This is a genomic window from Enterobacter sp. MF024 (assembly GCF_005843915.1).
Lineage (GTDB): Bacteria > Pseudomonadota > Gammaproteobacteria > Enterobacterales > Enterobacteriaceae > Enterobacter > Enterobacter barmai.
The window spans coordinates 200,903-223,803 of sequence record NZ_VCBB01000010.1 but is presented as its reverse complement, the minus strand read 5'-3'; the positions used below and the strand labels follow the sequence as shown (position 1 = coordinate 223,803).

The following is a 22,901-nucleotide window of genomic DNA, read 5'->3' as shown; positions in this document are numbered from 1 at the left end:
CCCTCTCCCCTATGGGGAGAGGGTTAGGGTGAGGGGTCAGGTTTTATACTGCAGTCTGGAAGATAACCCCGTCCGCTTTCTCGGTGTACTGAGAGAGCTGGTCGAAGTTCAGATAGCGATAGGTATCCACCGCAGTCTTATCAACCTGAGCCACAAAGGTCTGGTACTCTTCCGGCGTTGGCAGTTTGCCAATCAGCGCCGCAACCGCCGCCAGCTCCGCAGAGGCCAGGTAGACGTTTGCACCCGTACCTAAACGGTTCGGGAAGTTACGGGTTGAGGTAGAAACCACCGTCGCACCGTCCGCCACGCGCGCCTGGTTACCCATACACAGGGAACAGCCAGGGATTTCGATACGCGCACCGCTCTTACCAAACACGCTGTAGTAACCCTCTTCGGTCAGCTGCGCCGCGTCCATACGGGTTGGCGGAGCCACCCACAGACGGGTTGGCAGCTGGCCTTTATGGGTATCCAGCAGTTTACCGGCCGCACGGAAGTGACCGATGTTGGTCATGCAGGAGCCGATGAACACTTCGTCAATCTTGTCGCCCTGAACGTCAGAGAGCAGACGCGCGTCGTCCGGATCGTTCGGCGCACACAGGATTGGCTCTTTGATGTCGGCCAGATCGATGTCGATCACTGCGGCATATTCTGCATCAGCGTCGGCTTCCAGCAGCTGTGGATCCGCCAGCCATTTCTCCATGCCCTGAATACGACGCTCCAGGGTACGGCGGTCGCCGTAGCCTTCTGCAATCATCCACTTCAGCAGCACGATGTTGGAGGTCAGGTACTCTTCGATTGGCGCCTGGTTCAGCTTGATGGTACAGCCGGCAGCAGAACGCTCAGCGGACGCATCGGTCAGTTCGAACGCCTGCTCCACTTTCAGATCCGGCAGACCTTCGATCTCGAGGATACGGCCAGAGAAAATGTTCTTCTTGCCCTTCTTCTCAACGGTCAGCAGGCCCTGCTTGATAGCGTACAGCGGGATCGCATGCACCAGGTCGCGCAGGGTGATGCCCGGCTGCATTTTACCTTTGAAACGCACCAGAACGGATTCCGGCATGTCCAGCGGCATTACGCCGGTCGCAGCGGCAAACGCCACCAGGCCGGAGCCCGCCGGGAAGGAGATCCCAATCGGGAAACGGGTGTGGGAGTCACCACCGGTACCAACGGTATCCGGCAGCAGCATGCGGTTCAGCCAGGAGTGGATAACGCCGTCGCCCGGACGCAGGGAGACACCGCCGCGGTTCATGATGAAGTCTGGCAGGGTGTGGTGGGTGGTGACGTCAACCGGCTTCGGATAAGCCGCAGTGTGGCAGAAGGACTGCATCACCAGATCAGAAGAGAAGCCCAGGCACGCCAGGTCTTTCAGTTCGTCACGGGTCATTGGACCGGTGGTGTCCTGAGAGCCCACGGAGGTCATCTTCGGCTCGCAGTAGGCACCCGGACGGATACCGGCTACGCCGCACGCGCGGCCTACCATTTTCTGCGCCAGAGAATAACCACGGTCGCTTTCCGCCACGTCTTTCGCCTGACGGAATACGTCTGAGTGCGGCAGACCCAGCGCTTCACGCGCCTTGGTGGTCAAGCCACGACCGATGATCAGCGGGATACGGCCACCAGCACGCACTTCGTCGATCAGCACGTCGGTTTTCAGTTCAAAGCTCGCCAGCAGCTCGTTGGTTTCGTGGTTACGCACTTCACCTTTGAACGGGTAAACGTCAATCACGTCGCCCATGTTCAGGTTGTTAACGTCCACTTCAATTGGCAGTGCGCCGGCATCTTCCATGGTGTTGAAGAAGATAGGTGCGATTTTACCGCCGAGGCACAGACCGCCGCCGCGTTTGTTCGGCACGTTCGGGATATCATCACCCATGAACCACAGCACGGAGTTGGTTGCCGATTTACGGGAAGAACCGGTCCCGACCACGTCACCGACGTACGCCAGCGGGAAGCCTTTCTGTGCCAGCGCTTCGATCTGTTTGATCGGGCCGACCACGCCTGGCTGATCCGGCTCAATGCCTTCACGGGCGTTTTTCAGCATCGCCAGGGCGTGCAGTGGGATATCCGGGCGTGACCAGGCATCCGGTGCCGGAGACAGGTCATCGGTGTTGGTTTCACCGGTCACCTTGAAGACGGTGACGGTCATTTTTTCTGCAAGCGCAGGGCGGCTCAGGAACCATTCGGCATCAGCCCAGGACTGCATAACCTGCTTCGCATAGCGGTTGCCCGCTTTGGCTTTCTCTTCTACGTCGTAGAAGTTATCGAACATCAGCAGCGTGTGGGACAGGGCTTTAGCGGCAATCGGCGCCAGCGTGTCGCTGTCCAGCGCATCAATCAGCGGATGAATGTTGTAACCACCCTGCATGGTGCCGAGCAGTTCAATCGCTTTTTCAGGGGTAACCAGTGGGGAGGTTGCTTCGCCTTTGGCAATCGCAGCAAGGAAACCGGCTTTTACGTAGGCAGCTTCATCTACGCCTGGCGGTACGCGGTTGATCAACAGATCTAACAGGAATTCTTCTTCGCCTTTTGGCGGATTCTTCAGCAGCTCGACGAGCGCGGCCATTTGGGTTGCATCTAAAGGTTTGGGTACAATCCCCTCGGCGGCACGTTCTGCTACGTGCTTACGGTATTCTTCTAGCACGACGGTTCTCCTCGCTCTCATTGTCATATGCGGCGGGCGTTCTCTTCACGCTCCTGTGAGACAGCAGTTTGTAGGGTATATGCCCGATACCGCGTCGGGCAGCATAGCAGGATTTTCAGACAGTGTTAATCCGTTTACAAAAAAGCAACATTAAATTGTTTGCTGAATCGTTAAGCATGGTATAGCGGCGAGGCGGGAAGAATTTCAGGCACAAAAAAACCGCCCTTAAGCGGTTAGTTTGTTGCCTTGCGGTGGTAGCACACCGGGTTGGCAGATTTGTGGCAAAACCCCAACGAGAAAGATTTTGCTACGCAATAAGATGACTTGCAAGCGGGTTTGAATACCCCAACGCGTTTTTCGCCATCGGATATAATCTGTGTAATAACTGCTCACACTCTTTATCAGGCCATTCGCAACGGTTCCCAGTTTAAGTCAAAAAAGTAATACCCGGGTGCATATACTCGCGGCAACGTAAACGCCTCACGGCCTCGCTTTCGTCGGAGTCTTACTATGAAGTTGCCCTTTAAGCCACATCTGCTTGTTCTCCTGTGTAGCGCCGGGCTGTTAGCCGCATCTGGCGTTGTCTACGTCAACAGCCGTGCGCCTGAGACCGTCACTCAGCCACCACCGCCGGCACAGCCCGCACCGACAGCACAAACTGCATCAGCTCCTGCACCGGCTCAGGGGCAACCCGCGCCGGTGGTCTATACCGCCGCGCAGATCGACCAGTGGGTGGCACCCATCGCGCTCTATCCGGATGCCCTGCTGTCGCAGATTTTAATGGCCGCAACCTATCCGACGAACGTGATACAGGCGGCGCAGTGGTCGCGTGACAACCCGCGCATGCAGGGGGATGCGGCTATTCAGGCCGTCGCCGGGCAGCCCTGGGATCCGAGCGTGAAATCGCTGGTCGCCTTCCCGCAGCTGATGTCGCTGATGGGGGAAAACCCGCCGTGGGTGCAGAGTCTCGGCGATGCGTTTCTGGCCCAGCCGAAGGATGTGATGGACTCCGTCCAGCGCTTACGTCTGCTGGCGCAGCAGACCGGCGCGCTGCAGTCCACGCCGCAGCAGAAGGTGACCACCGTGACGAAAACCGAGCCCGCCAAAGTGAGCTCATCGTCCACCACATCCACATCGACCACATCAACCCCGGCCCCTGCCCCGACGGTCATCAAGATTGAATCCGCCGATCCGCAGGTAGTTTACGTCCCGACCTACAACCCCAGCACGGTCTACGGCACCTGGCCTAACACCAGCTATCCGCCGGTCTATCTGCCGCCGCCTCCGGGGGAGCAGTTCACCGACAGCCTGGTCAAAGGGCTTGGCTTTAGTCTCGGCGTGGCGACGACCTACGCCATCTTCAGCAACATCGACTGGGATGACGATGACGACTGGGATCACCATCACCACGATGACGATCACCACGGCGGTTATTCGCGAAACGGTGATAACAACATCAATATCAACGTGGATAACTTCAATAAAATCAGCGGGGAGCGGCTTGATGCCAATCGTGGCTGGCAGCACAACCCGGCCTATCGCGGCGGCGTGCCTTATGCCTCCAGCCAGCTAAATAATCGCTACGCGCAGAACACGCCTGCGGTGCGCCGGAATACCACCAGCCTCAGCACAGCTGCCCCGCAGGGTGGTGCCAACCGCGACGCCCAGCGCCAGGCGGCAATGACCCAGATGGAGCGTTCAACGGGTAAAAACCTGTCGCAGACGGCGCGTCCTGCCACCCGCGACGGGCAGCGTCAGGCGGCAAATAAGCAGCTGAATCAAATCTCCCAGCGCAACAACTACCGCGGATACGACAACGATCGACCGCAAACGGCGAAACGGGCTACCAGCACCCAGCGCGATACGCAGCGTACGGCGGCACGCCAGGAGACCACCCGCAAGGCACAAACTCAGCAGCGCACCGCACAGAACCAACAGCGTGCGATGCAGACGCACCAGCGGGCCAATGCGCTCAGCGGCAACGACAGCCGCTCGGCCAACTGGCAGGCGCAGCAGCAGCGCGGCATGCAGAGCCGTCAGCAGACGGCCCGCAATGTCGAACGCAGCGGCGGTCGGGCGCAGATGTCTGAGCGCCGCAGTGGTGGCGAACATCGTGAATTCCGTCATCGTTAAGGGAGACGACAATGAAAAGTAAACTACTCAGCGGAATGATGTTGTTCATGGTATCGACCGGCGTCTTTGCCCAACACCATTTCAGCACGCCCGAACAGGCGACCGATGCACTGGCAAAAGCCATTAACGAGCAGAACGAAACGGCACTGGGCGACCTTCTCGGAGAAGACTGGCGCAGCTTCTTACCGGCGGATGGCGTCGACCCCGAGGCCGTGGATCGCTTTAAACGCGACTGGCAGGTAAACCACCATACGGTGATCGACGGCGACATGGCCTGGCTGACCGTCGGGGAGTACCACTGGCAGCTGCCGATCCCGGTGGTGAAAACCGACAAAGGCTGGCATTTCGACATGCAGGAAGCCAAAGAGGAGATCCTGAATCGCGAGGTAGGTCGCAACGAGCTCGCCGCCATTGAAGCGCTGCATGCCTATGTGGATGCCCAGGACAGCTACTACGCCCTCACCACGCACTACGCGCAGAAGATTGTCAGCAGCGAGGGTAAAAAAGATGGCCTGTACTGGCCGGTAAAACCCGGCGAAGCGCCCAGCCCGCTTGGCCCGGCCTTCAGCCCGAAAGAGCCCGGTCAGGGTTATCACGGCTATCACTTCCGTATTCTGCCGGATACCAAATCAGGCTTCGCGATGATCGCCTGGCCGGTAAGCTACGGCGAAACCGGGGTGATGAGCTTTATGATCAACGGCGACGATCGGGTGTGGCAGGCGAATCTCGGCGAGAAGTCGGCAGAGGAAGTGAAAGCGATGTCGGCGTTTAAACCGGACGACCGCTGGCAGCTGGTCGCCCAGTAACCTTTCAGGCATAAAAAAAAGCGGCTCTTGAGCCGCTTTTTTCATGCCGGAAGAATTACTTCTTCTTCGCTTTCGCGTTTGGCAGGTCGGTGATGCTGCCTTCAAACACTTCTGCCGCCAGGCCAACTGACTCGTGCAGAGTCGGGTGAGCGTGGATGGTCAGCGCGATGTCTTCAGCGTCACAACCCATTTCGATCGCCAGACCGATCTCACCCAGCAGCTCGCCGCCGTTGGTGCCAACAATCGCACCACCGATCACACGGTGAGTCTCTTTGTCGAAGATCAGTTTGGTCATACCATCTGCGCAGTCGGAAGCGATAGCACGGCCAGAAGCAGCCCACGGGAAGGTGGCGGTTTCGTAGCTGATGCCTTTCTCTTTCGCTTCTTTCTCGGTCAGACCAACCCATGCAACTTCTGGCTCGGTGTACGCGATAGATGGGATCACTTTCGGGTCGAAGTAGTGCTTCATGCCGGCGATAACTTCTGCGGCAACGTGGCCTTCGTGAACACCTTTGTGTGCCAGCATTGGCTGACCGACGATATCGCCGATAGCAAAGATGTGCGGCACGTTGGTGCGCAGCTGTTTATCAACGCGGATAAAGCCGCGGTCGTCAACTTCCACGCCCGCTGCACCTGCATTGAGGTTTTTACCGTTCGGTACACGACCGATAGCCACCAGCACCGCGTCATAACGCTGTGCTTCCGCAGGGGCTTTTTTGCCTTCCATGGAAACGTAAATACCGTCTTCTTTCGCTTCAACGGCAGTCACTTTGGTTTCCAGCATCAGGTTGAACTTCTTGCTGATGCGTTTGGTGAAGACTTTAACGATGTCTTTGTCAGCAGCCGGGATAACCTGGTCGAACATTTCAACCACGTCAATCTCTGAACCCAGCGCATGGTACACGGTACCCATTTCCAGACCGATGATACCGCCACCCATAACCAGCAGGCGTTTTGGAACGGTTTTCAGTTCCAGCGCGTCGGTGGAGTCCCACACGCGCGGATCTTCATGTGGAATGAACGGCAGTTCGATCGGACGGGAGCCCGCCGCGATGATCGCGTTGTCGAAGTTGATTACGGTTTTGCCGTTCTCGCCTTCCACTTCCAGGGTGTTTGCCCCGGTAAATTTACCCAGACCGTTTACCACTTTCACCTTACGGCCTTTGGCCATACCGGCCAGACCACCGGTCAGTTGGGTGATAACTTTCTCTTTCCAGGTACGAATTTTGTCGATATCGGTTTTCGGCTCGCCGAAGACGATACCGTGCTCAGCCAGCGCTTTGGCTTCTTCGATAACTTTAGCAACGTGCAGCAGCGCTTTAGAAGGGATACAGCCGACGTTCAGACAAACACCGCCGAGGGTGTTGTAACGCTCTACGATGACGGTTTCCAGACCTAAATCCGCGGCACGGAATGCTGCGGAATAACCTGCCGGGCCTGCCCCAAGTACTACGACCTGAGTTTTGATTTCTGTGCTCATCATGACCTCTTAATTTATACCCGTCGTCCACCGGGTCGTTCAATCCGCCCGCAGTTTACAAAATTGTTAACAATTTTGAAACAACAAACGGCTCACGAATTGTCGCTTTCGCTAATAACCTCACAAACTTCATGAGATTACCAGAAAAAAGCCGGCCGTCAGGCCGGCTCTTCGATTACATCACCAGGCGGCGAATGTCGCTCAGGGTGTTGTTGATGATGGTAATAAAGCGAGCACCATCAGCACCGTCGATCACGCGGTGGTCGAAGGACAGAGAGATTGGCATCATCAGACGCGGCATGAACTCTTTGCCATTCCATACCGGCTCCATCGCGGACTTGGACACACCCAGGATCGCCACTTCCGGCGCGTTAACAATCGGCGCGAAGTGGGTAGTACCCAGGCCGCCGATGCTGGAGATGGTGAAGCAACCGCCCTGCATTTCGCCAGCAGTCAGCTTGCCATCACGCGCTTTTTTGGAGATGGTGGTCAGTTCGCGAGACAGCTCAGTAATGCTCTTCTTGTTCACGTCTTTGAAGACCGGAACAACCAGACCATTTGGCGTATCAACCGCAACACCGATGTTGATGTATTTCTTCAGCGTCAGCTTCTGGCCATCTTCGGACAGGGAGCTGTTGAAGCGTGGCATCTGCTCAAGCGCCGCAGCAACGGCTTTCATGATGAAGACCACTGGGGTGAATTTCACGTCCAGTTTACGCTTCTCAGCTTCGGCGTTCTGCTGTTTACGGAACGCTTCCAGATCGGTGATATCGGTTTTGTCGAAGTGCGTAACGTGCGGGATCATCACCCAGTTACGGCTCAGGTTGGCACCAGAGATTTTCTGGATACGGCCCAGTTCCACTTCTTCGATTTCGCCGAACTTGCTGAAGTCCACTTTCGGCCATGGCAGCATGCCCGGGATACCGCCGCCGGTGGCAGCAGCAGGAGCTGCTTCAGCGCGTTTCACCGCTTCTTTAACGTAAGCCTGAACGTCTTCGCGCAGGATACGACCTTTACGGCCAGTCCCTTTCACTTTCGCCAGGTTCACACCGAATTCACGCGCCAGGCGACGAATCAGTGGGGTAGCGTGGACGTAAGCGTCGTTTTCAGCAAACTCAGATTTGCCTTCCGCTTTAGCAGCCGGAGCAGCAGCAGGTTTAGCCGCCTGAGCCGGTGCAGCAGCAGGTGCTGGAGCAGCAGCGGCAGCCGGAGCTGCTGCAGGCGCAGCGCCTTCTACTTCGAAGACCATAATCAGGGAACCGGTAGAGACTTTGTCGCCGGTGCTGATTTTGATCTCTTTAACGGTACCGGCGAATGGCGCAGGAACTTCCATAGAAGCTTTGTCGCCTTCAACGGTGATCAGTGACTGTTCAGCGGCAACTTTGTCGCCCACTTTCACCATCACTTCGGTCACTTCAACTTCGTCACCGCCGATGTCAGGTACGTTAACGTCTTTCGCGCCGCCAGCGGCTGCTGGTGCAGCGGCCTGTGCCGGAGCAGCTTCCGCTTTCGCTGGAGCCGCAGCGCCTTCAGCGCCCGCCACTTCGAAGACCATGATCAGGGAGCCGGTAGAGACTTTGTCACCGGTGTTGATCTTGATCTCTTTAACGGTACCCGCGAACGGCGCAGGCACTTCCATAGAGGCTTTGTCGCCTTCTACGGTGATCAGTGACTGCTCAGCCGCAACGGTATCGCCCACTTTCACCAGGATTTCAGTGACTTCAACTTCGTCACCGCCGATGTCAGGCACGTTAACTTCTTTCGCTGCCGCGGCAGCTGCTGGAGCAGCGGCAGCCGGAGCAGCTTCTTTCTTCTCTTCCTGCGCAGGTGCAGCAGCTGCTGCACCGTCGGCGGAATCGAAAATCATGATCAGTTTGCCAGTCTCGGTTTTATCGCCCACAGAGACTTTGATCTCTTTGACGATGCCAGCCTGAGGAGACGGGACTTCCATAGAGGCTTTGTCGCCTTCTACGGTGATCAGCGACTGTTCAGCTTCAACTTTGTCGCCTACTTTGACCAGGATCTCGGTGATTTCAACTTCATCAGCCCCGATGTCCGGTACATTGATTTCGATAGCCATTATTCTTTTACCTCTTACGCCAGACGCGGGTTAACTTTTTCTGCATCGATGTTGAATTTGGTAATTGCTTCCGCAACCACTTTCTTATCGATTTCGCCACGTTTAGCCAGTTCGCCCAGTGCTGCTACAACCACGTAAGAAGCATCAACTTCGAAGTGGTGACGCAGGTTTTCGCGGCTGTCAGAACGACCGAAGCCGTCAGTACCCAGTACGCGATAATCATCAGCTGGAACGTAAGTACGAACCTGCTCAGCGAACAGTTTCATATAGTCAGTAGACGCCACCGCTGGCGCGTCGTTCATCACCTGAGCGATGTAAGGAACGCGTGGAGTTTCCAGTGGGTGCAGCATGTTCCAGCGCTCGCAATCCTGGCCATCACGCGCCAGTTCGGTGAAGGAGGTGACGCTGTACACGTCAGAACCTACGCCGTAGTCGTTCGCCAGGATCTGCGCTGCTTCACGGACGTGACGCAGGATAGAACCGGAGCCCAGCAGCTGAACTTTACCTTTGCTACCTTCGATGGTTTCGAGTTTGTAGATACCTTTACGGATACCTTCCTCGGCACCTGCTGGCATAGCCGGCATATGGTAGTTTTCGTTCAGGGTGGTGATGTAGTAGTAAATGTTCTCTTGCGCTTCACCGTACATACGGGTCAGACCGTCATGCATGATGACTGCCACTTCGTACGCGTAAGACGGGTCGTAAGAGATACAGTTAGGGATAGTCAGAGACTGAATGTGGCTGTGACCATCTTCGTGCTGCAGACCTTCACCGTTCAGGGTCGTACGACCGGAAGTACCCCCTACCAGGAAGCCGCGAGCCTGTTGGTCGCCAGCCTGCCAGCACAGGTCACCGATACGCTGGAAACCGAACATGGAGTAGTAGATGTAGAACGGGATCATCGGCAGGTTGTTGGTGCTGTAAGAGGTCGCAGCAGCCAGCCAGGATGCGCCTGCGCCCAGCTCGTTGATACCTTCCTGCAGGATCTGACCTTTCTCGTCTTCTTTGTAGTATGCAACCTGCTCGCGGTCCTGCGGGGTGTACTGCTGACCGTTCGGGCTGTAGATACCGATCTGACGGAACAGACCTTCCATACCAAAGGTACGCGCTTCGTCAGCGATGATTGGAACCAGACGATCTTTGATCGACTTGTTCTTCAGCATCACGTTCAGGGCACGCACGAAGGCGATAGTGGTGGAGATCTCTTTGTTCTGCTCTTCCAGCAGCTGAGAGAAGTCTTCCAGCGCTGGCAGTTCCAGTTTCTCAGTGAAGTTCACCTGGCGAGACGGCAGGTAGCCGTTCAGCTTCTGACGCTGGGCGTGCAGATAGGTGTGCTCTTCAGAACCTTCCGGGAAGGTGATGTAAGAGAGGTTTTCAACCTGCTCGTCGGTCACTGGAACGTTGAAACGGTCGCGGATATAACGCACGCCGTCCATGTTCATTTTCTTAACCTGGTGCGCGATGTTTTTACCTTCGGCAGTGTCACCCATGCCATAACCTTTAACGGTATGCGCCAGGATTACAGTTGCTTTGCCTTTGGTGTCCTGCGCTTTTTTCAGTGCAGCGTAGACTTTCTTCGGATCGTGACCACCACGGTTCAGGGCCCAGATCTGATCGTCAGTCCAGTCTGCAACCAGGGCTGCGGTCTCAGGGTATTTACCGAAGAAGTGCTCACGTACATAGGCACCGTCTTTGGATTTGAAGGTCTGGTAGTCGCCGTCAACGGTTTCCTGCATCAGCTGGAGCAGTTTACCGCTGGTGTCTTTACGCAGCAGCTCATCCCAACGACCGCCCCACATGACTTTAATCACGTTCCAGCCAGCACCTGCGAAGATGCCTTCCAGTTCGTTGATGATCTTGCCGTTACCGGTTACCGGACCATCCAGACGCTGCAGGTTACAGTTGATGATGAAGCAGAGGTTGTCCAGCTTCTCACGGGTTGCGATGGTGATCGCACCTTTAGATTCTGGCTCATCCATCTCGCCGTCGCCCAGGAAGGCGTATACGGTCTGCTGGGAGGTGTCTTTCAGGCCACGGTGTTCCAGATATTTCAGGAATTTAGCCTGGTAGATCGCACCGATTGGACCCAGACCCATAGATACGGTCGGGAACTGCCAGAATTCTGGCATCAGTTTCGGGTGCGGATAAGAAGACAGACCTTTACCGTGAACTTCCTGACGGAAGTTGTTCATCTGCTCTTCAGTCAGACGACCTTCCAGGAACGCTCGTGCGTAGACGCCCGGAGAGATGTGGCCCTGGAAGTACACCAGGTCGCCGCCGTCTTTCTCGGTGCGCGCGCGGAAGAAGTGGTTAAAGCACACTTCATAAACGGTTGCGGAAGACTGGAAGGAAGCCATGTGGCCGCCCAGCTCCAGATCTTTTTTGGACGCGCGCAGAACGGTCATGATGGCGTTCCAGCGAATTGCAGAACGGATGCGGCGTTCCAGATCCAGATTGCCCGGGTATTCCGGTTCGTCTTCGACGGCAATCGTGTTTACGTAGTTGTTAGCCCCTGCACCTGCAGCTACTTTCACACCGCCTTTGCGGGCTTCAGAAAGCATCTGTTCAATCAGATACTGAGCACGCTCAACACCTTCTTCACGGATGACCGATTCGATCGCCTGTTGCCAGTCGCGAGTTTCGATCGGATCCACGTCATTTTGGAGACGTTCTGACATGGGGGTATTCCTTATCTATCTAATACGTTGATTTGTCTGGAACCTGTCCCATTGCACTTTCTTTTCTTCATATTTCAGGCTGTCTCTTTGTTGGCTGCGCTTCCTCACCCCAGTCACATAGTTAACTATGCTCCTGGGGATTCGCGCGCTTGCCGCCGCGATACAACCCGAACTATTTCGAAAACTAAAAGCGCAATAAGACAGGTTCTGCGTTTAGTTGCCGCGCTCTAAAAAACTGGCGCTTAATCCTTTCGTTGCTGTATGCGGCGTAATGAACGTTCGCGACGCGACTGTTCACGGCTGCGGTCCAGCAAGATTTCCTCAATGAAAGCCAGGTGACGGTGCGACGCTTCACGCGCCTGCTCCGGCTCCCCGGCCATTATCGCCTCGAAGATTCGGGTGCGATGGTTGCTGACCAGCGGAAGCATCTCCCGGCGGGCATACAACAATTCAAAATTCTGACGAACGTTTTGGGCAAGCATTGGCTCCATGCAGCGTAGCAGATGGAGTAGCACCACGTTGTGGGCAGCTTCGGTGACGGCAATTTGATACTGGACAACGGCGTCGGATTCGGCGTCGAGATCGCCGGATTCCTGGGCCCGTTCGATGGCCTGATGCAGCTCGCGGATACGCTCGCGATCGGCATCATTGCTGCGCAGCGCCGCGTAATAGGCCGCGATGCCTTCAAGCGCGTGACGGGTCTCAAGTAGATCAAACTGGGATTCTGGGTGGTCGGAGAGCAGCTCCACTAACGGGTCGCTGAAACTCTGCCACAGGCTGTTTTGCACAAAGGTTCCGCCACCCTGGCGACGAAGCAGAAGGCCCTTGGCTTCGAGGCGTTGGATCGCCTCACGCAGCGAGGGACGGGAAACGTCGAACTGTTTAGCCAGTTCGCGTTCAGGTGGTAGTTTTTCACCGGGGCGCAGGGTCCCCTCAAGGATCAAAAACTCCAGCTGCTGCTCAATCACATCGGATAATTTTGGTTGGCGAATTTTGCTGTAGGCCATATTCCCTGTCTTACGCCTTTTTGCCCGGAGTCAATTGGTCTTACCAATTTCATGTTCGTATCGCTAAAGTAACAAAGTATTCACCTTGTGTCCATATTGGTTTTGATTGAAATCATTAAACCCTGCTTATTTTAACAACCTTACAGAAATAACGTTTCAAAAATGTAACTCTGCACAAATGAATTGATTACCCCAAAAGAGGCAGTTTTAACTTTAATGAAACGGTGGAAAGTGCGATCTGAACCGATTTAGCGGAGTAAAAAATGAAAATCTGCCCACTTATGGAGCATTTTTATTCTATAGGTTGATAAAGGGACTTAAACGGGACGATTTACAAATGCTTTCTTTTTATTCGAACTCGCTTTCTCCTCGCATAAAGCAGGTGCATTCGCTGTCGCTTACCACTATTCTTCCGATTACGGAAGACACATCCGTTTATTTCAGCCAATTGAACCGTAAACTTATAAATACATGAAATGGAATTTCATAATTACACACGCCCGAGCGTGAACATAACAACCACACACGAGGTTTTATAATGGAAGGTCAACAGCACGGCGATCAGCTAAAGCGCGGCCTCAAAAACCGCCATATACAGCTTATTGCTCTTGGTGGCGCTATTGGCACAGGCCTGTTCCTGGGTAGCGCATCGGTCATTCAGTCTGCCGGTCCGGGAATTATTCTGGGCTACGCCATTGCCGGTTTTATTGCATTCCTTATTATGCGTCAGCTGGGTGAAATGGTGGTCGAAGAGCCGGTAGCCGGTTCCTTCAGCCATTTTGCTTACAAATACTGGGGTAGCTTTGCCGGTTTTGCGTCCGGCTGGAACTACTGGGTGCTGTACGTCCTTGTCGCGATGGCGGAACTGACCGCGGTCGGGAAATACATCCAGTTCTGGTGGCCTGAAATCCCAACCTGGGCCTCAGCGGCGGTCTTCTTTGTGGTGATCAACGCCATCAACCTGACCAACGTCAAAGTGTTCGGGGAGATGGAGTTCTGGTTCGCCATTATTAAAGTTATCGCGGTTGTGGCAATGATCCTGTTCGGCGGCTGGCTGCTGTTCAGCGGCAACGGCGGCCCGCAGGCTTCCGTGAGCAACCTCTGGGATCAGGGCGGCTTCCTGCCGCACGGCATGACCGGGCTGGTGATGATGATGGCGATCATCATGTTCTCCTTCGGCGGTCTGGAACTGGTGGGTATCACCGCTGCGGAAGCCGACAACCCGGAGCAGAGCATCCCGAAAGCCACTAACCAGGTTATCTACCGTATCCTGATCTTCTATGTGGGCTCGCTGGCCGTGCTGCTCTCGCTGCTGCCGTGGACCCGCGTTACCGCTGACACCAGCCCGTTTGTCCTGATCTTCCACGAGCTGGGCGACACCTTCGTGGCGAACGCGCTGAACGTGGTGGTACTGACCGCGGCACTGTCGGTTTACAACAGCTGCGTTTACTGTAACAGCCGTATGCTGTTCGGCCTGGCCCAGCAGGGCAACGCCCCGAAAGCGCTGCTCAACGTGGATAAGCGTGGCGTGCCGGTGAATACCATTATCGTGTCGGCTGTGGTGACCGCACTGTGCGTGCTGATCAACTACCTGGCACCGGAATCGGCCTTCGGCCTGCTGATGGCGCTGGTGGTATCTGCTCTGGTGATCAACTGGGCGATGATTAGCCTGGCGCACATGAAGTTCCGTCGTGCCAAGCAGCAGCAGGGCGTGAAAACACGCTTCCCTGCCCTGCTCTACCCGCTGGGTAACTGGGTTTGCCTGCTGTTCATGGCAGCCGTACTGGTTATCATGCTGATGACCCCAGGCATGGCTATTTCGGTCTACCTGATCCCGGTCTGGATTGTGATCCTCGGCGTGGGCTACATGTGTAAACAGAAAAATGCCAAAGCGGTAAAAGCGCACTAATCCCCTCCCCTCTGCACCTTTACCGGGTGCAGAGGGTTGTTACCTTCCTCACACTTTCCCGCCTACAGCAATTTTATCCATATCACCGACGTTATACTGCAACGCATATTTTGCTTTGCCAGCGAATAATTCTCTCCATACCGTTACTCGGAGAAACGTCGATGGATAACAATAAACTATCAGTGAAAGAAAAGATCGGCTATGGGATGGGTGATGCCGGGTGCAACATCATCTTTGGCGCCATCATGTTGTTTGTGAACTATTTTTATACGGACATTTTCGGCCTGGCCCCTGCGCTGGTGGGCGTCCTGCTGCTCTCGGTGCGCGTCATTGATGCCGTTACCGACCCGATCATGGGCGCTATCGCCGACCGTACCCGCAGTAAGTATGGGCGATTTCGTCCATGGCTGCTGTGGATCGCTTTCCCTTATGCGCTGTTCAGTATCCTGATGTTCACCACCCCGGACTGGACCTACAACAGCAAAGTTATCTATGCCTTTGTCACCTATTTCCTGCTTTCTCTGACCTATACGGCGATTAATATTCCGTACTGCTCGCTGGGCGGGGTTATCACCAACGATCCGAAAGAGCGTGTTGCCTGTCAGTCCTACCGCTTTGTGCTGGTGGGTATTGCCACCCTGCTGCTGTCCCTGACCCTGCTGCCGATGGCCGACTGGTTCGGCGGTGAGGACAAGGCCAAGGGCTACCAGATGGCGATGACCGTGCTGGCGCTGATTGGCACCTGCATGTTCCTGTTCAGCTTCTCTACCGTGCGCGAGCGTGTGCAACCGGCGGTGCAAACCAATGACGAACTGAAAAACGATCTCAAGGACGTGTGGAAGAACGACCAGTGGGTGCGCATTTTGCTGCTGACCCTCTGCAACGTCTGCCCGGGCTTCATCCGCATGGCGGCCACCATGTACTACGTCACCTGGGTAATGGGCCAGAGCACCCACTTCGCGACCCTGTTTATCAGCCTGGGCGTGGTAGGGATGATGCTGGGCAGCGTGCTGGCAAAAGTGCTGACCGACCGCTGGTGTAAGCTGAAGGTCTTCTTCTGGACCAACATCGTGCTGGCGATCTTCTCAACCGCCTTCTATTTCTTCGATCCGAAAGCCACCGTAACCATCGTGGTGCTCTACTTCCTGCTGAACATCCTGCACCAGATCCCGTCTCCGCTGCACTGGTCCCTGATGGCCGACGTGGATGACTACGGCGAATGGAAAACCGGTAAACGTATCACCGGGATCAGCTTTTCCGGCAACATCTTCTTCCTCAAGCTCGGGCTGGCGATTGCCGGTGCCATGGTGGGCTTCCTGCTCTCCTGGTACGGTTATGATGCGGGTGCAAAAGCGCAAAGCGCTGACGCCATCAACGGCATCGTCCTGCTCTTCACTGTGATCCCTGGCGTCGGGTATCTCATTACCGCAGGCGTGGTGCGTCTGCTGAAGGTGGACCGCGAAACCATGAAGCAGATTCAGCAAGATCTGGAGAAACGCCGGAACAACTATCGCGAGCTGAACGACTATCAGGAACTCAAAGCCGCTGAGACTAAATAAGGAGAGCCGAATGCACACCTGGCCAAACCCATTTATTGAACAACGCGCCGATCCGTACATTCTTCGCCATGAAGGAGAGTACTACTTTATTGCCTCAGTTCCGGAGTATGACCGGCTGGAGATCCGCCGCGCCGACTCGCTGGACGGACTGCGCAGCGCGGAGCCTGTGGTGGTCTGGCGCAAGCCCGACAGCGGCCCGATGAGTGAGCTTATCTGGGCGCCGGAACTGCACTGTATCGACGGCAAATGGTACATCTACTTTGCCGCCACCCATACCCAGGCGCTGGACAAGCTCGGTATGTTCCAGCACCGGATGTTTGCCCTGGAATGTAGCGACAACGATCCGCTCACCGGTACCTGGGTGGAGAAAGGGCAAATCACCACCCCGTTCGACACCTTTGCGCTGGATGCGACCACCTTTGTTCACCAGGGCAAACGCTGGTATCTCTGGGCACAAAAAGCCCCGGACATCGCCGGTAACTCGAACCTTTATCTGTGCGAAATGGAAAATCCGTGGACGCTCAAAGGCGAACCGGTGATGCTCAGCAAACCGGAATATGACTGGGAGTGCCGCGGATTCTGGGTAAATGAAGGCCCGGCGGTTCTGTTCCACGGTGACCGCTTGTTTATCAGCTACTCCGCCAGCGCCACCGATGAAAACTACTGCATGGGACTGCTGTGGATCGACCTCAATGCCGACCCACGCAACCCGGCGAACTGGCATAAATCCCCGCAGCCGGTATTCACCACCAGCTACGAGAACCGCCAGTACGGGCCGGGGCACAACAGCTTTACCCAAACGCCGGACGGTGAAGACGTACTGGTTTACCATGCGCGCAACTACACCGAGATCGAGGGCGATCCGCTGTACGATCCGAACCGCCACACCCGCCTGAAAACCGTTGTCTGGAAAGAAAACGGGATGCCCGATTTCGGCATCCCGTCAGCTGATACAGTGTAAGGCCTGCGGCACGCTGGTTTAGATCAGCGTGCCGTAGATGGTCAGCAGCGCCACAATCACCACCACCACAAAAGAGGTTTTCTTGGCCATCGAAACGGCCGCTTTTGGCGTTTCGATCTTATCCGTATGCGGCTCCCGCGCCAGGGAGAACTGCGCCAGACGCGTTAACACCAGATACTGTGAGGTATGGCGATCCCCCAGCGAAGCGAACCACGCCGGCAGGGCTTTCTCGCCGTGGCCAATCAGGGCATACACCACGCCGAACAGCCGTACCGGCAGCCAGTCCACCACGTGCAGAATTGCGTCGATGCCGGACTGCAAACGCTCGTGCGGGGTCAGATAGCGTGCCAGCCAGCTCTGCCAGGCACGTAAGAACGCATAGCCCATGAGCAGAACCGGGCCCCACGCGCCCCCCACCACAAACCAGAACAACGGCGCCAGATAATAGCGGAAGTTAATCCACAGCAGCGCGTTCTGCAGTTCGCGTAAAAATTCGCGTTCATCGCACTCCGGCGGGATACCGTGAATAAGCGTTAGCTCGCTGGCCATCGCCCCACGGGCATGGGCATCATTGTTGGTGGCGGCCTTCAGATAGGCATGATAATGCAGACGCACCTTGCCCGCGCCGATACAGAGCACGCCGAGCAGGATCCACACCACCAGCAGCGGCACGTTGAAGAAAAGGCCATACAGCGAGCGCAGCAGCAGGAACACCACCACCATCACGCCCGCCGTCATCAGCAGCGTGCGGATCATGGAAAAGTGGCGGATGCGACGAAACAGCACTTCCATCCGATGATCCAGATGCCAGTGTTCGCCCAGCTTGAATAAACGCTCAGCAATCATCACCAGCAGCATGGTAAATAACGTCATGTCATCTCCTTTTCTGACAGGGCGGTAAGCAAGGTTTTAAATCTTTCCCAGTCAAACGCCGGGCCGGGATCGGTCTTGCGCTGCGGCGCAATATCGCTATGCCCGGTCAGGTTGCGGGCGATAGCCGGGTAGAGCGAAATCAGCGTGCGCGTTACCGCGGCCAGTTGCTCATATTGCGCGTCGGTGTAGGGCAGCGTATCTGTCCCTTCAAGCTCGATGCCGATAGAAAAGTCATTGCAGCGTTCACGCCCCTGATACTGAGACACGCCCGCATGCCAGGCTCGTTTATCGAAAGGAACATACTGGACGATCTCGCCGTCACGACGAATCAGACAATGGGCAGAAACGCGCAGGTGGGCGATTTCCGCGAAGAAGGGGTGAGCATCAGGATCGATTGTCCCGGTGAATAATGCGTCAATCCACGGGCCGCCAAATTCGCCGGGCGGCAGGCTGATGTTATGCACAACCAGCAGCGACGGAATTTCATCTTCCGGGCGGCAATCGTGGTGTGGCGAAGGAACGCGCCGTGCATCTGCCAGCCAGCCATGTTCTGAGTGCATGCAGGATCTCCTTATATATGGTGCTGATTCCCGGTTCAGAGTAGCATGTTTCAATCTTATGATTCGTTACCAATTTGGAGTTTTAACATGCCGCCACGCCGCTACAACCCCGACCACAGACGTAACGTACTGCTGGAACGTATAAATATGGATATTCCGGCAAGCGTCGCCAACGCGCTGCGCGAAGATCTGGGCGGAGACGTCAACGCTGACAACGACATTACCGCCCAGCTGCTGGCGGAAGATGCCCGTTCACATGCCGTCGTCATCACCCGTGAGGACGGGGTTTTCTGTGGTAAACGTTGGGTGGAAGAGGTCTTTACGCAACTGGCCGGGGACCGGGTCCAGGTAACGTGGCATGTTGAAGACGGCGACAGCATCAAGGCTAACCAGCCGCTGTTTGAACTTGAGGGGCCTTCACGCGTGCTGCTCACCGGTGAACGCACCGCGCTTAACTTTGTCCAGACGCTCTCCGGCGTGGCAAGCGAAGTGCGCAGCTATGTTGACCTGCTCGCAGGCACCAACACCCAGCTGCTGGATACGCGTAAAACCCTGCCGGGCCTGCGCACCGCGCTGAAATACGCCGTGCTGTGCGGCGGCGGTGCGAACCACCGTCTGGGGCTGTCCGATGCGTTCCTGATCAAAGAGAACCACATTATTGCCTCCGGCTCCGTTCGCCAGGCGGTGGAAAAAGCCTTCTGGCTGCATCCGGACGTGCCAGTCGAAGTGGAAGTGGAAAGCCTGCAGGAGCTGGAGGATGCGCTGAAAGCCGGCGCTGACATCATCATGCTGGATAACTTCGAAACTGAGCAAATGCGTGAAGCCGTGAAACGCACCAACGGCCAGGCCCGCCTGGAGGTCTCTGGCAACGTGACGCGTGAAACCCTACGTGAATTTGCCGAAACCGGCGTCGATTTCATCTCCGTTGGCGCGCTGACCAAACACATTCGCGCCCTCGACCTGTCGATGCGCTTTCGCTAAGTGACATAAAGCCCGGTCTGCACCGGCCGGGCTTGCCAGATTTACGACCTCTCTCGCAAGCCCGCTGCACCTCACTGAAACGCCAGCACATCCCTCTGAATCCCGCTTCACGAAACGCTTTTTGCCGCTCGCCCCCGGTTTGTCTGCCTGCCACAGTAGTGCCAGTCTAAACAAGGAGCGAATCATGGAAAGACAAAAAGGATTTACCCTCATCGAATTAATGGTTGTCATCGGCATCGTCGCCATTCTGAGTGCCATCGGCATTCCGGCCTATCAGAACTACCTGCGAAAAGCCGCCCTCACCGATATGCTGCAAACCTTCCTGCCCTACCGTACCGCCGTCGAACTCTGCGCGCTCGATCATGGCGGGACAGATAGCTGCGATGCGGGCGTGAACGGTGTCCCCTCCCCCGCGACATCCCGCTATGTCTCAGGCATGAGCATCGCCAAAGGTGCCATCACCCTGACGGGACAGGAGAGCCTGAACGGTCTGGAGGTGGTCATGACGCCGCAGTGGGATAACGGCAATGGCATCACTGGCTGGAAGCGCGTCTGTACCATTGCCGCAGACGGTGCCCTGAAGCAGGCCTGTGAAGAGGTGTTCCGCTTTACGGCCGGTGAGGAGAAAGGCAATGAATCCTGATCGGTTAATGGCCCTGTGTCAGCGTCATAACGCCCAGCTGCTGAATCGCGATCCGGACAAAATCACTATCGCGGTTGTCGGTAACCCGCCGTCTGAGTTGCTGGAGGCGCTACGTTTCGCCACGCAGAAAAGGATCGATATCGAATGCTGGACCAGCGAGAGAATGGAGAAGCACCGGCAAACCGCGTCGGAATCGCATCTGCCCGCCGTCGCCAGCGCCACGAGCTCCGCCATTGAGATCCTTAACCGCACCCTGATGCAGGCGATGAGTCAGCGGGCCTCGGATATTCATATCGAGCCCGCCGACGAGAGCTGGCAGATTCGGTTACGCATCGATGGCGTGCTGTACCCGCAACAGCCCCTCTCATCTGAGCTGGGCACAACGCTTATCGCCAGGCTGAAGGTACTGGGCAACCTGGATATCGCCGAGCGGCGCTTACCCCAGGATGGGCAATTTACGGTTGAACTTTCAGGGGCTCCCGTCTCGTTTCGTATTGCCACGCTCCCCTGTCGCAGCGGAGAAAAAATCGTCCTGCGGCTTCTGCAGCAGGAGCAGCAGGCACTCCTGCTCGATCAGCTGGGCATGAGCACAACCCAGCAGCGATTATTCGCCGGGGCACTGCATAAATCCCAGGGGCTGATTCTGGTGACGGGACCTACCGGCAGCGGCAAAACCGTTACCCTGTACAGCGCGTTGCAGGCCCGTAACACGCCCGCAGTGAACATCTGCAGCGTCGAAGATCCTGTCGAAATCCCGCTTGATGGGCTAAACCAGACCCCCATTAACCCCCGGGCGGGGTTAACCTTCCAGAGCGTACTGCGCGCGCTGTTACGTCAGGATCCGGACATCATCATGGTGGGCGAAATACGCGATGGCGAAACGGCGGAGATCGCCATCAACGCCGCACAGACCGGCCATCTGGTGCTGTCGACGCTGCATACCAATTCCACCGCCGAAACGCTGGTACGTCTGCAGCAGATGGGGGTGGCGCGCTGGATGATCTCCTCGGCGTTGTCTCTGGTGATTGCCCAGCGGCTGGTCCGTCGGCTGTGTCCGCACTGTCGTCAGGAGGCCCTAAGGGATACGCCGCTACCGCAGGCGCTGTGGCCTCGCCCTCTGCCGCACTGGCTGCCGGTGGGTTGCGACCGCTGCTATCACGGTTTTTATGGCCGTGTGGCCATCTTCGAGGTAATGGTTATTACCCGCGAACTGCGCTCGGCCATTGCCAGCGGAGCAGCGGTGGAAGAGATCGAAAAACTGGCCCGACAGACGGGCATGGTCACGCTGTTTGAACATGGCTGCATGGCGGTAGAACAGGGCCACACCACCCTCGAAGAGGTGGTGCAGATGCTGGGTGCCCCGGATGGCAGGTAATCAGCTCTGGCGCTGGCGGGCACTCAGCCCACAAGGGGAACGCCAGGCGGGCGCACTTTGGGCGCCCGACAAACAAACGGCATGGACAGTCCTGCTGGGCAAAGAGCTTGTCCCCCTTGAGCTCAGACGATGCGCGCAGCAGAGTCGCTGGCAGGCGCAGCATCGCTACGATGTTATCCACCAGCTGGCAACGCTGTTGCAGGCGGGCTTAACGCTGTCGGCAGGGCTGTCGCTTCTGGCGCAGCAGCATCCGGCCCGGCAATGGCAGGCGCTGTTGCAAAGCGTCGCCGATGACCTCAGCGCCGGGTGCGCCTTCTCTGACGCCCTGAAAAAGTGGCCGCACGTCTTCCCGCCGCTCTATATCTCGATGATTAAAACCGGGGAGCTAACCGGCAAGCTGGATGAATGTTGTCGTCAGCTGGCGCATCAGCAAAAAACCCAGCAGCAGCTCAGCACGAAGGTAAAAAAAGCGCTGCGCTATCCGGTGATTATTCTCAGTCTGGCGGTCGCCGTGGTGCTGGCAATGGTGACGCTGGTGTTGCCGGAGTTCGCTGCGATCTACAAAACCTTCAATACCCCATTGCCTGCCCTGACCCGGGCCGTCATGGGGCTGGCAAATGCGCTCCAGGAGCAGGGCGTGGTACTGCTGTTAAGTCTGCTGGCAATCATATCGGGCCTGCTGTTTCTTCGGCGCAAACGACGATGGCAGTACGCCACCCAGCGTCTGCTGCTGACCAGCCCGGTGATTGGCCCGCTGGTGCGGGGGCAAAAGCTCAGCCAGATCTTTACCGTTTTGTCGCTCACACAACAGGCGGGTATCGCTTTTCTACAGGGGCTGGAAAGTACGGAGGAGACGCTGGAGTGCCCCTTCTGGCGGGAGAAATTACAGACGATACGGCATCGCATTATGCAGGGTATGCCCATCTGGTCAGCCCTGCACAACGCCGCGATTTTTACGCCACTCTGCATTCAGCTGGTTCGCACCGGCGAGGCATCGGGAGCGCTGGACACCATGCTGAGCAATCTGGCGCAGCATCACAATGAGCAGACCTTTCAGCAGGCGGACAATCTTGCCTCGCTGCTGGAGCCATTACTGTTGATTGTGACGGGACTGATTATTGGCACGCTGGTGGTGGCGATGTATCTGCCGATTTTCCATCTGGGGGATGCGATGAGCGCGGGATAACGCTGGCGCGAGACGCGCCAGCGAGAGGC

The 22,901-nt window shown here is 56.6% G+C and carries 16 protein-coding genes; 9 read left to right on the top strand and 7 right to left on the bottom strand.

The window, feature by feature from the left end; all coding sequences use genetic code 11:
- Nucleotides 1-43: 43 nt before the first annotated feature.
- Complete coding sequence (acnB, locus tag FFB58_RS16375; protein WP_072036672.1) at nucleotides 44-2,641, bottom strand: bifunctional aconitate hydratase 2/2-methylisocitrate dehydratase; 2,598 nt, start codon at nucleotides 2,639-2,641, stop codon at nucleotides 44-46.
- A gap of 510 nt (nucleotides 2,642-3,151) precedes the next feature.
- Between acnB and FFB58_RS16370 the strand changes: the two genes are divergently transcribed.
- Nucleotides 3,152-4,774, top strand: a complete 1,623-nt coding sequence (locus FFB58_RS16370; protein ID WP_138370445.1) for a DUF3300 domain-containing protein — start codon at nucleotides 3,152-3,154, stop codon at nucleotides 4,772-4,774.
- An 11-nt stretch (nucleotides 4,775-4,785) separates the two neighbouring features.
- Nucleotides 4,786-5,580: a DUF2950 family protein gene (locus tag FFB58_RS16365; protein ID WP_138370444.1), complete on the top strand. Its 795-nt coding sequence runs from the start codon at nucleotides 4,786-4,788 to the stop codon at nucleotides 5,578-5,580.
- 55 nt (nucleotides 5,581-5,635) lie between these two features.
- On the opposite strand, the gene lpdA is transcribed toward FFB58_RS16365, so the two are convergent.
- The 4 genes from lpdA to pdhR all read right to left on the bottom strand — a co-directional run bounded on the left by lpdA (nucleotide 5,636) and on the right by pdhR (nucleotide 12,825).
- Nucleotides 5,636-7,060, bottom strand: a complete 1,425-nt coding sequence (lpdA, locus tag FFB58_RS16360; RefSeq protein WP_039030349.1) for a dihydrolipoyl dehydrogenase — start codon at nucleotides 7,058-7,060, stop codon at nucleotides 5,636-5,638.
- Between the two features lie 175 nt (nucleotides 7,061-7,235).
- On the bottom strand, nucleotides 7,236-9,140 hold the full coding sequence (gene aceF / locus FFB58_RS16355) for a pyruvate dehydrogenase complex dihydrolipoyllysine-residue acetyltransferase (protein WP_138370443.1): 1,905 nt from the start codon (nucleotides 9,138-9,140) through the stop codon (nucleotides 7,236-7,238).
- 14 nt (nucleotides 9,141-9,154) lie between these two features.
- Nucleotides 9,155-11,818 (bottom strand): pyruvate dehydrogenase (acetyl-transferring), homodimeric type, encoded by a 2,664-nt coding sequence (gene aceE / locus FFB58_RS16350; RefSeq protein WP_039030351.1) that lies wholly within the window; start codon nucleotides 11,816-11,818, stop codon nucleotides 9,155-9,157.
- Between the two features lie 242 nt (nucleotides 11,819-12,060).
- Nucleotides 12,061-12,825: a pyruvate dehydrogenase complex transcriptional repressor PdhR gene (gene pdhR / locus FFB58_RS16345; RefSeq protein WP_039030352.1), complete on the bottom strand. Its 765-nt coding sequence runs from the start codon at nucleotides 12,823-12,825 to the stop codon at nucleotides 12,061-12,063.
- Between the two features lie 538 nt (nucleotides 12,826-13,363).
- Here pdhR and aroP point away from each other — a divergent pair.
- The 3 genes from aroP (at nucleotide 13,364) to FFB58_RS16330 (ending at nucleotide 17,254) form a co-directional block, all read left to right on the top strand.
- Nucleotides 13,364-14,734, top strand: a complete 1,371-nt coding sequence (aroP, locus tag FFB58_RS16340; RefSeq protein WP_138370442.1) for an aromatic amino acid transporter AroP — start codon at nucleotides 13,364-13,366, stop codon at nucleotides 14,732-14,734.
- Between the two features lie 161 nt (nucleotides 14,735-14,895).
- Nucleotides 14,896-16,293: an MFS transporter gene (locus FFB58_RS16335; protein ID WP_039030354.1), complete on the top strand. Its 1,398-nt coding sequence runs from the start codon at nucleotides 14,896-14,898 to the stop codon at nucleotides 16,291-16,293.
- 10 nt (nucleotides 16,294-16,303) lie between these two features.
- A complete protein-coding gene (locus FFB58_RS16330) occupies nucleotides 16,304-17,254 on the top strand; it encodes a family 43 glycosylhydrolase (RefSeq protein ID WP_138370441.1) in 951 nt (316 codons plus the stop codon).
- Between the two features lie 18 nt (nucleotides 17,255-17,272).
- Here FFB58_RS16330 and ampE read toward each other — a convergent pair whose 3' ends face one another.
- Nucleotides 17,273-18,127 carry a beta-lactamase regulator AmpE gene (gene ampE, locus FFB58_RS16325; RefSeq protein ID WP_138370440.1) on the bottom strand — a complete coding sequence of 285 codons (855 nt, stop codon included), beginning with the start codon at nucleotides 18,125-18,127 and terminating at the stop codon, nucleotides 17,273-17,275.
- Complete coding sequence (gene ampD / locus FFB58_RS16320) at nucleotides 18,124-18,687, bottom strand: 1,6-anhydro-N-acetylmuramyl-L-alanine amidase AmpD (protein WP_138370439.1); 564 nt, start codon at nucleotides 18,685-18,687, stop codon at nucleotides 18,124-18,126. Before ampD ends, ampE begins: the two co-directional genes overlap by 4 nt.
- 87 nt (nucleotides 18,688-18,774) lie before the next feature.
- Between ampD and nadC the strand changes: the two genes are divergently transcribed.
- The 4 genes from nadC to hofC all read left to right on the top strand — a co-directional run bounded on the left by nadC (nucleotide 18,775) and on the right by hofC (nucleotide 22,872).
- Entirely contained in the window at nucleotides 18,775-19,668 is an 894-nt protein-coding gene (nadC, locus tag FFB58_RS16315; protein ID WP_039030358.1) for a carboxylating nicotinate-nucleotide diphosphorylase, read from the top strand.
- Between the two features lie 184 nt (nucleotides 19,669-19,852).
- Nucleotides 19,853-20,311, top strand: a complete 459-nt coding sequence (ppdD, locus tag FFB58_RS16310; protein ID WP_138370438.1) for a prepilin peptidase-dependent pilin — start codon at nucleotides 19,853-19,855, stop codon at nucleotides 20,309-20,311.
- Nucleotides 20,301-21,686, top strand: coding sequence for a type II secretion system protein GspE (gspE, locus tag FFB58_RS16305; RefSeq protein WP_039030360.1), 1,386 nt, complete (start codon nucleotides 20,301-20,303; stop codon nucleotides 21,684-21,686). The genes ppdD and gspE overlap by 11 nt, the downstream gene beginning before the upstream one ends.
- Nucleotides 21,676-22,872: a protein transport protein HofC gene (hofC, locus tag FFB58_RS16300; RefSeq protein WP_138370437.1), complete on the top strand. Its 1,197-nt coding sequence runs from the start codon at nucleotides 21,676-21,678 to the stop codon at nucleotides 22,870-22,872. Before gspE ends, hofC begins: the two co-directional genes overlap by 11 nt.
- Nucleotides 22,873-22,901: the final 29 nt, after the last annotated feature.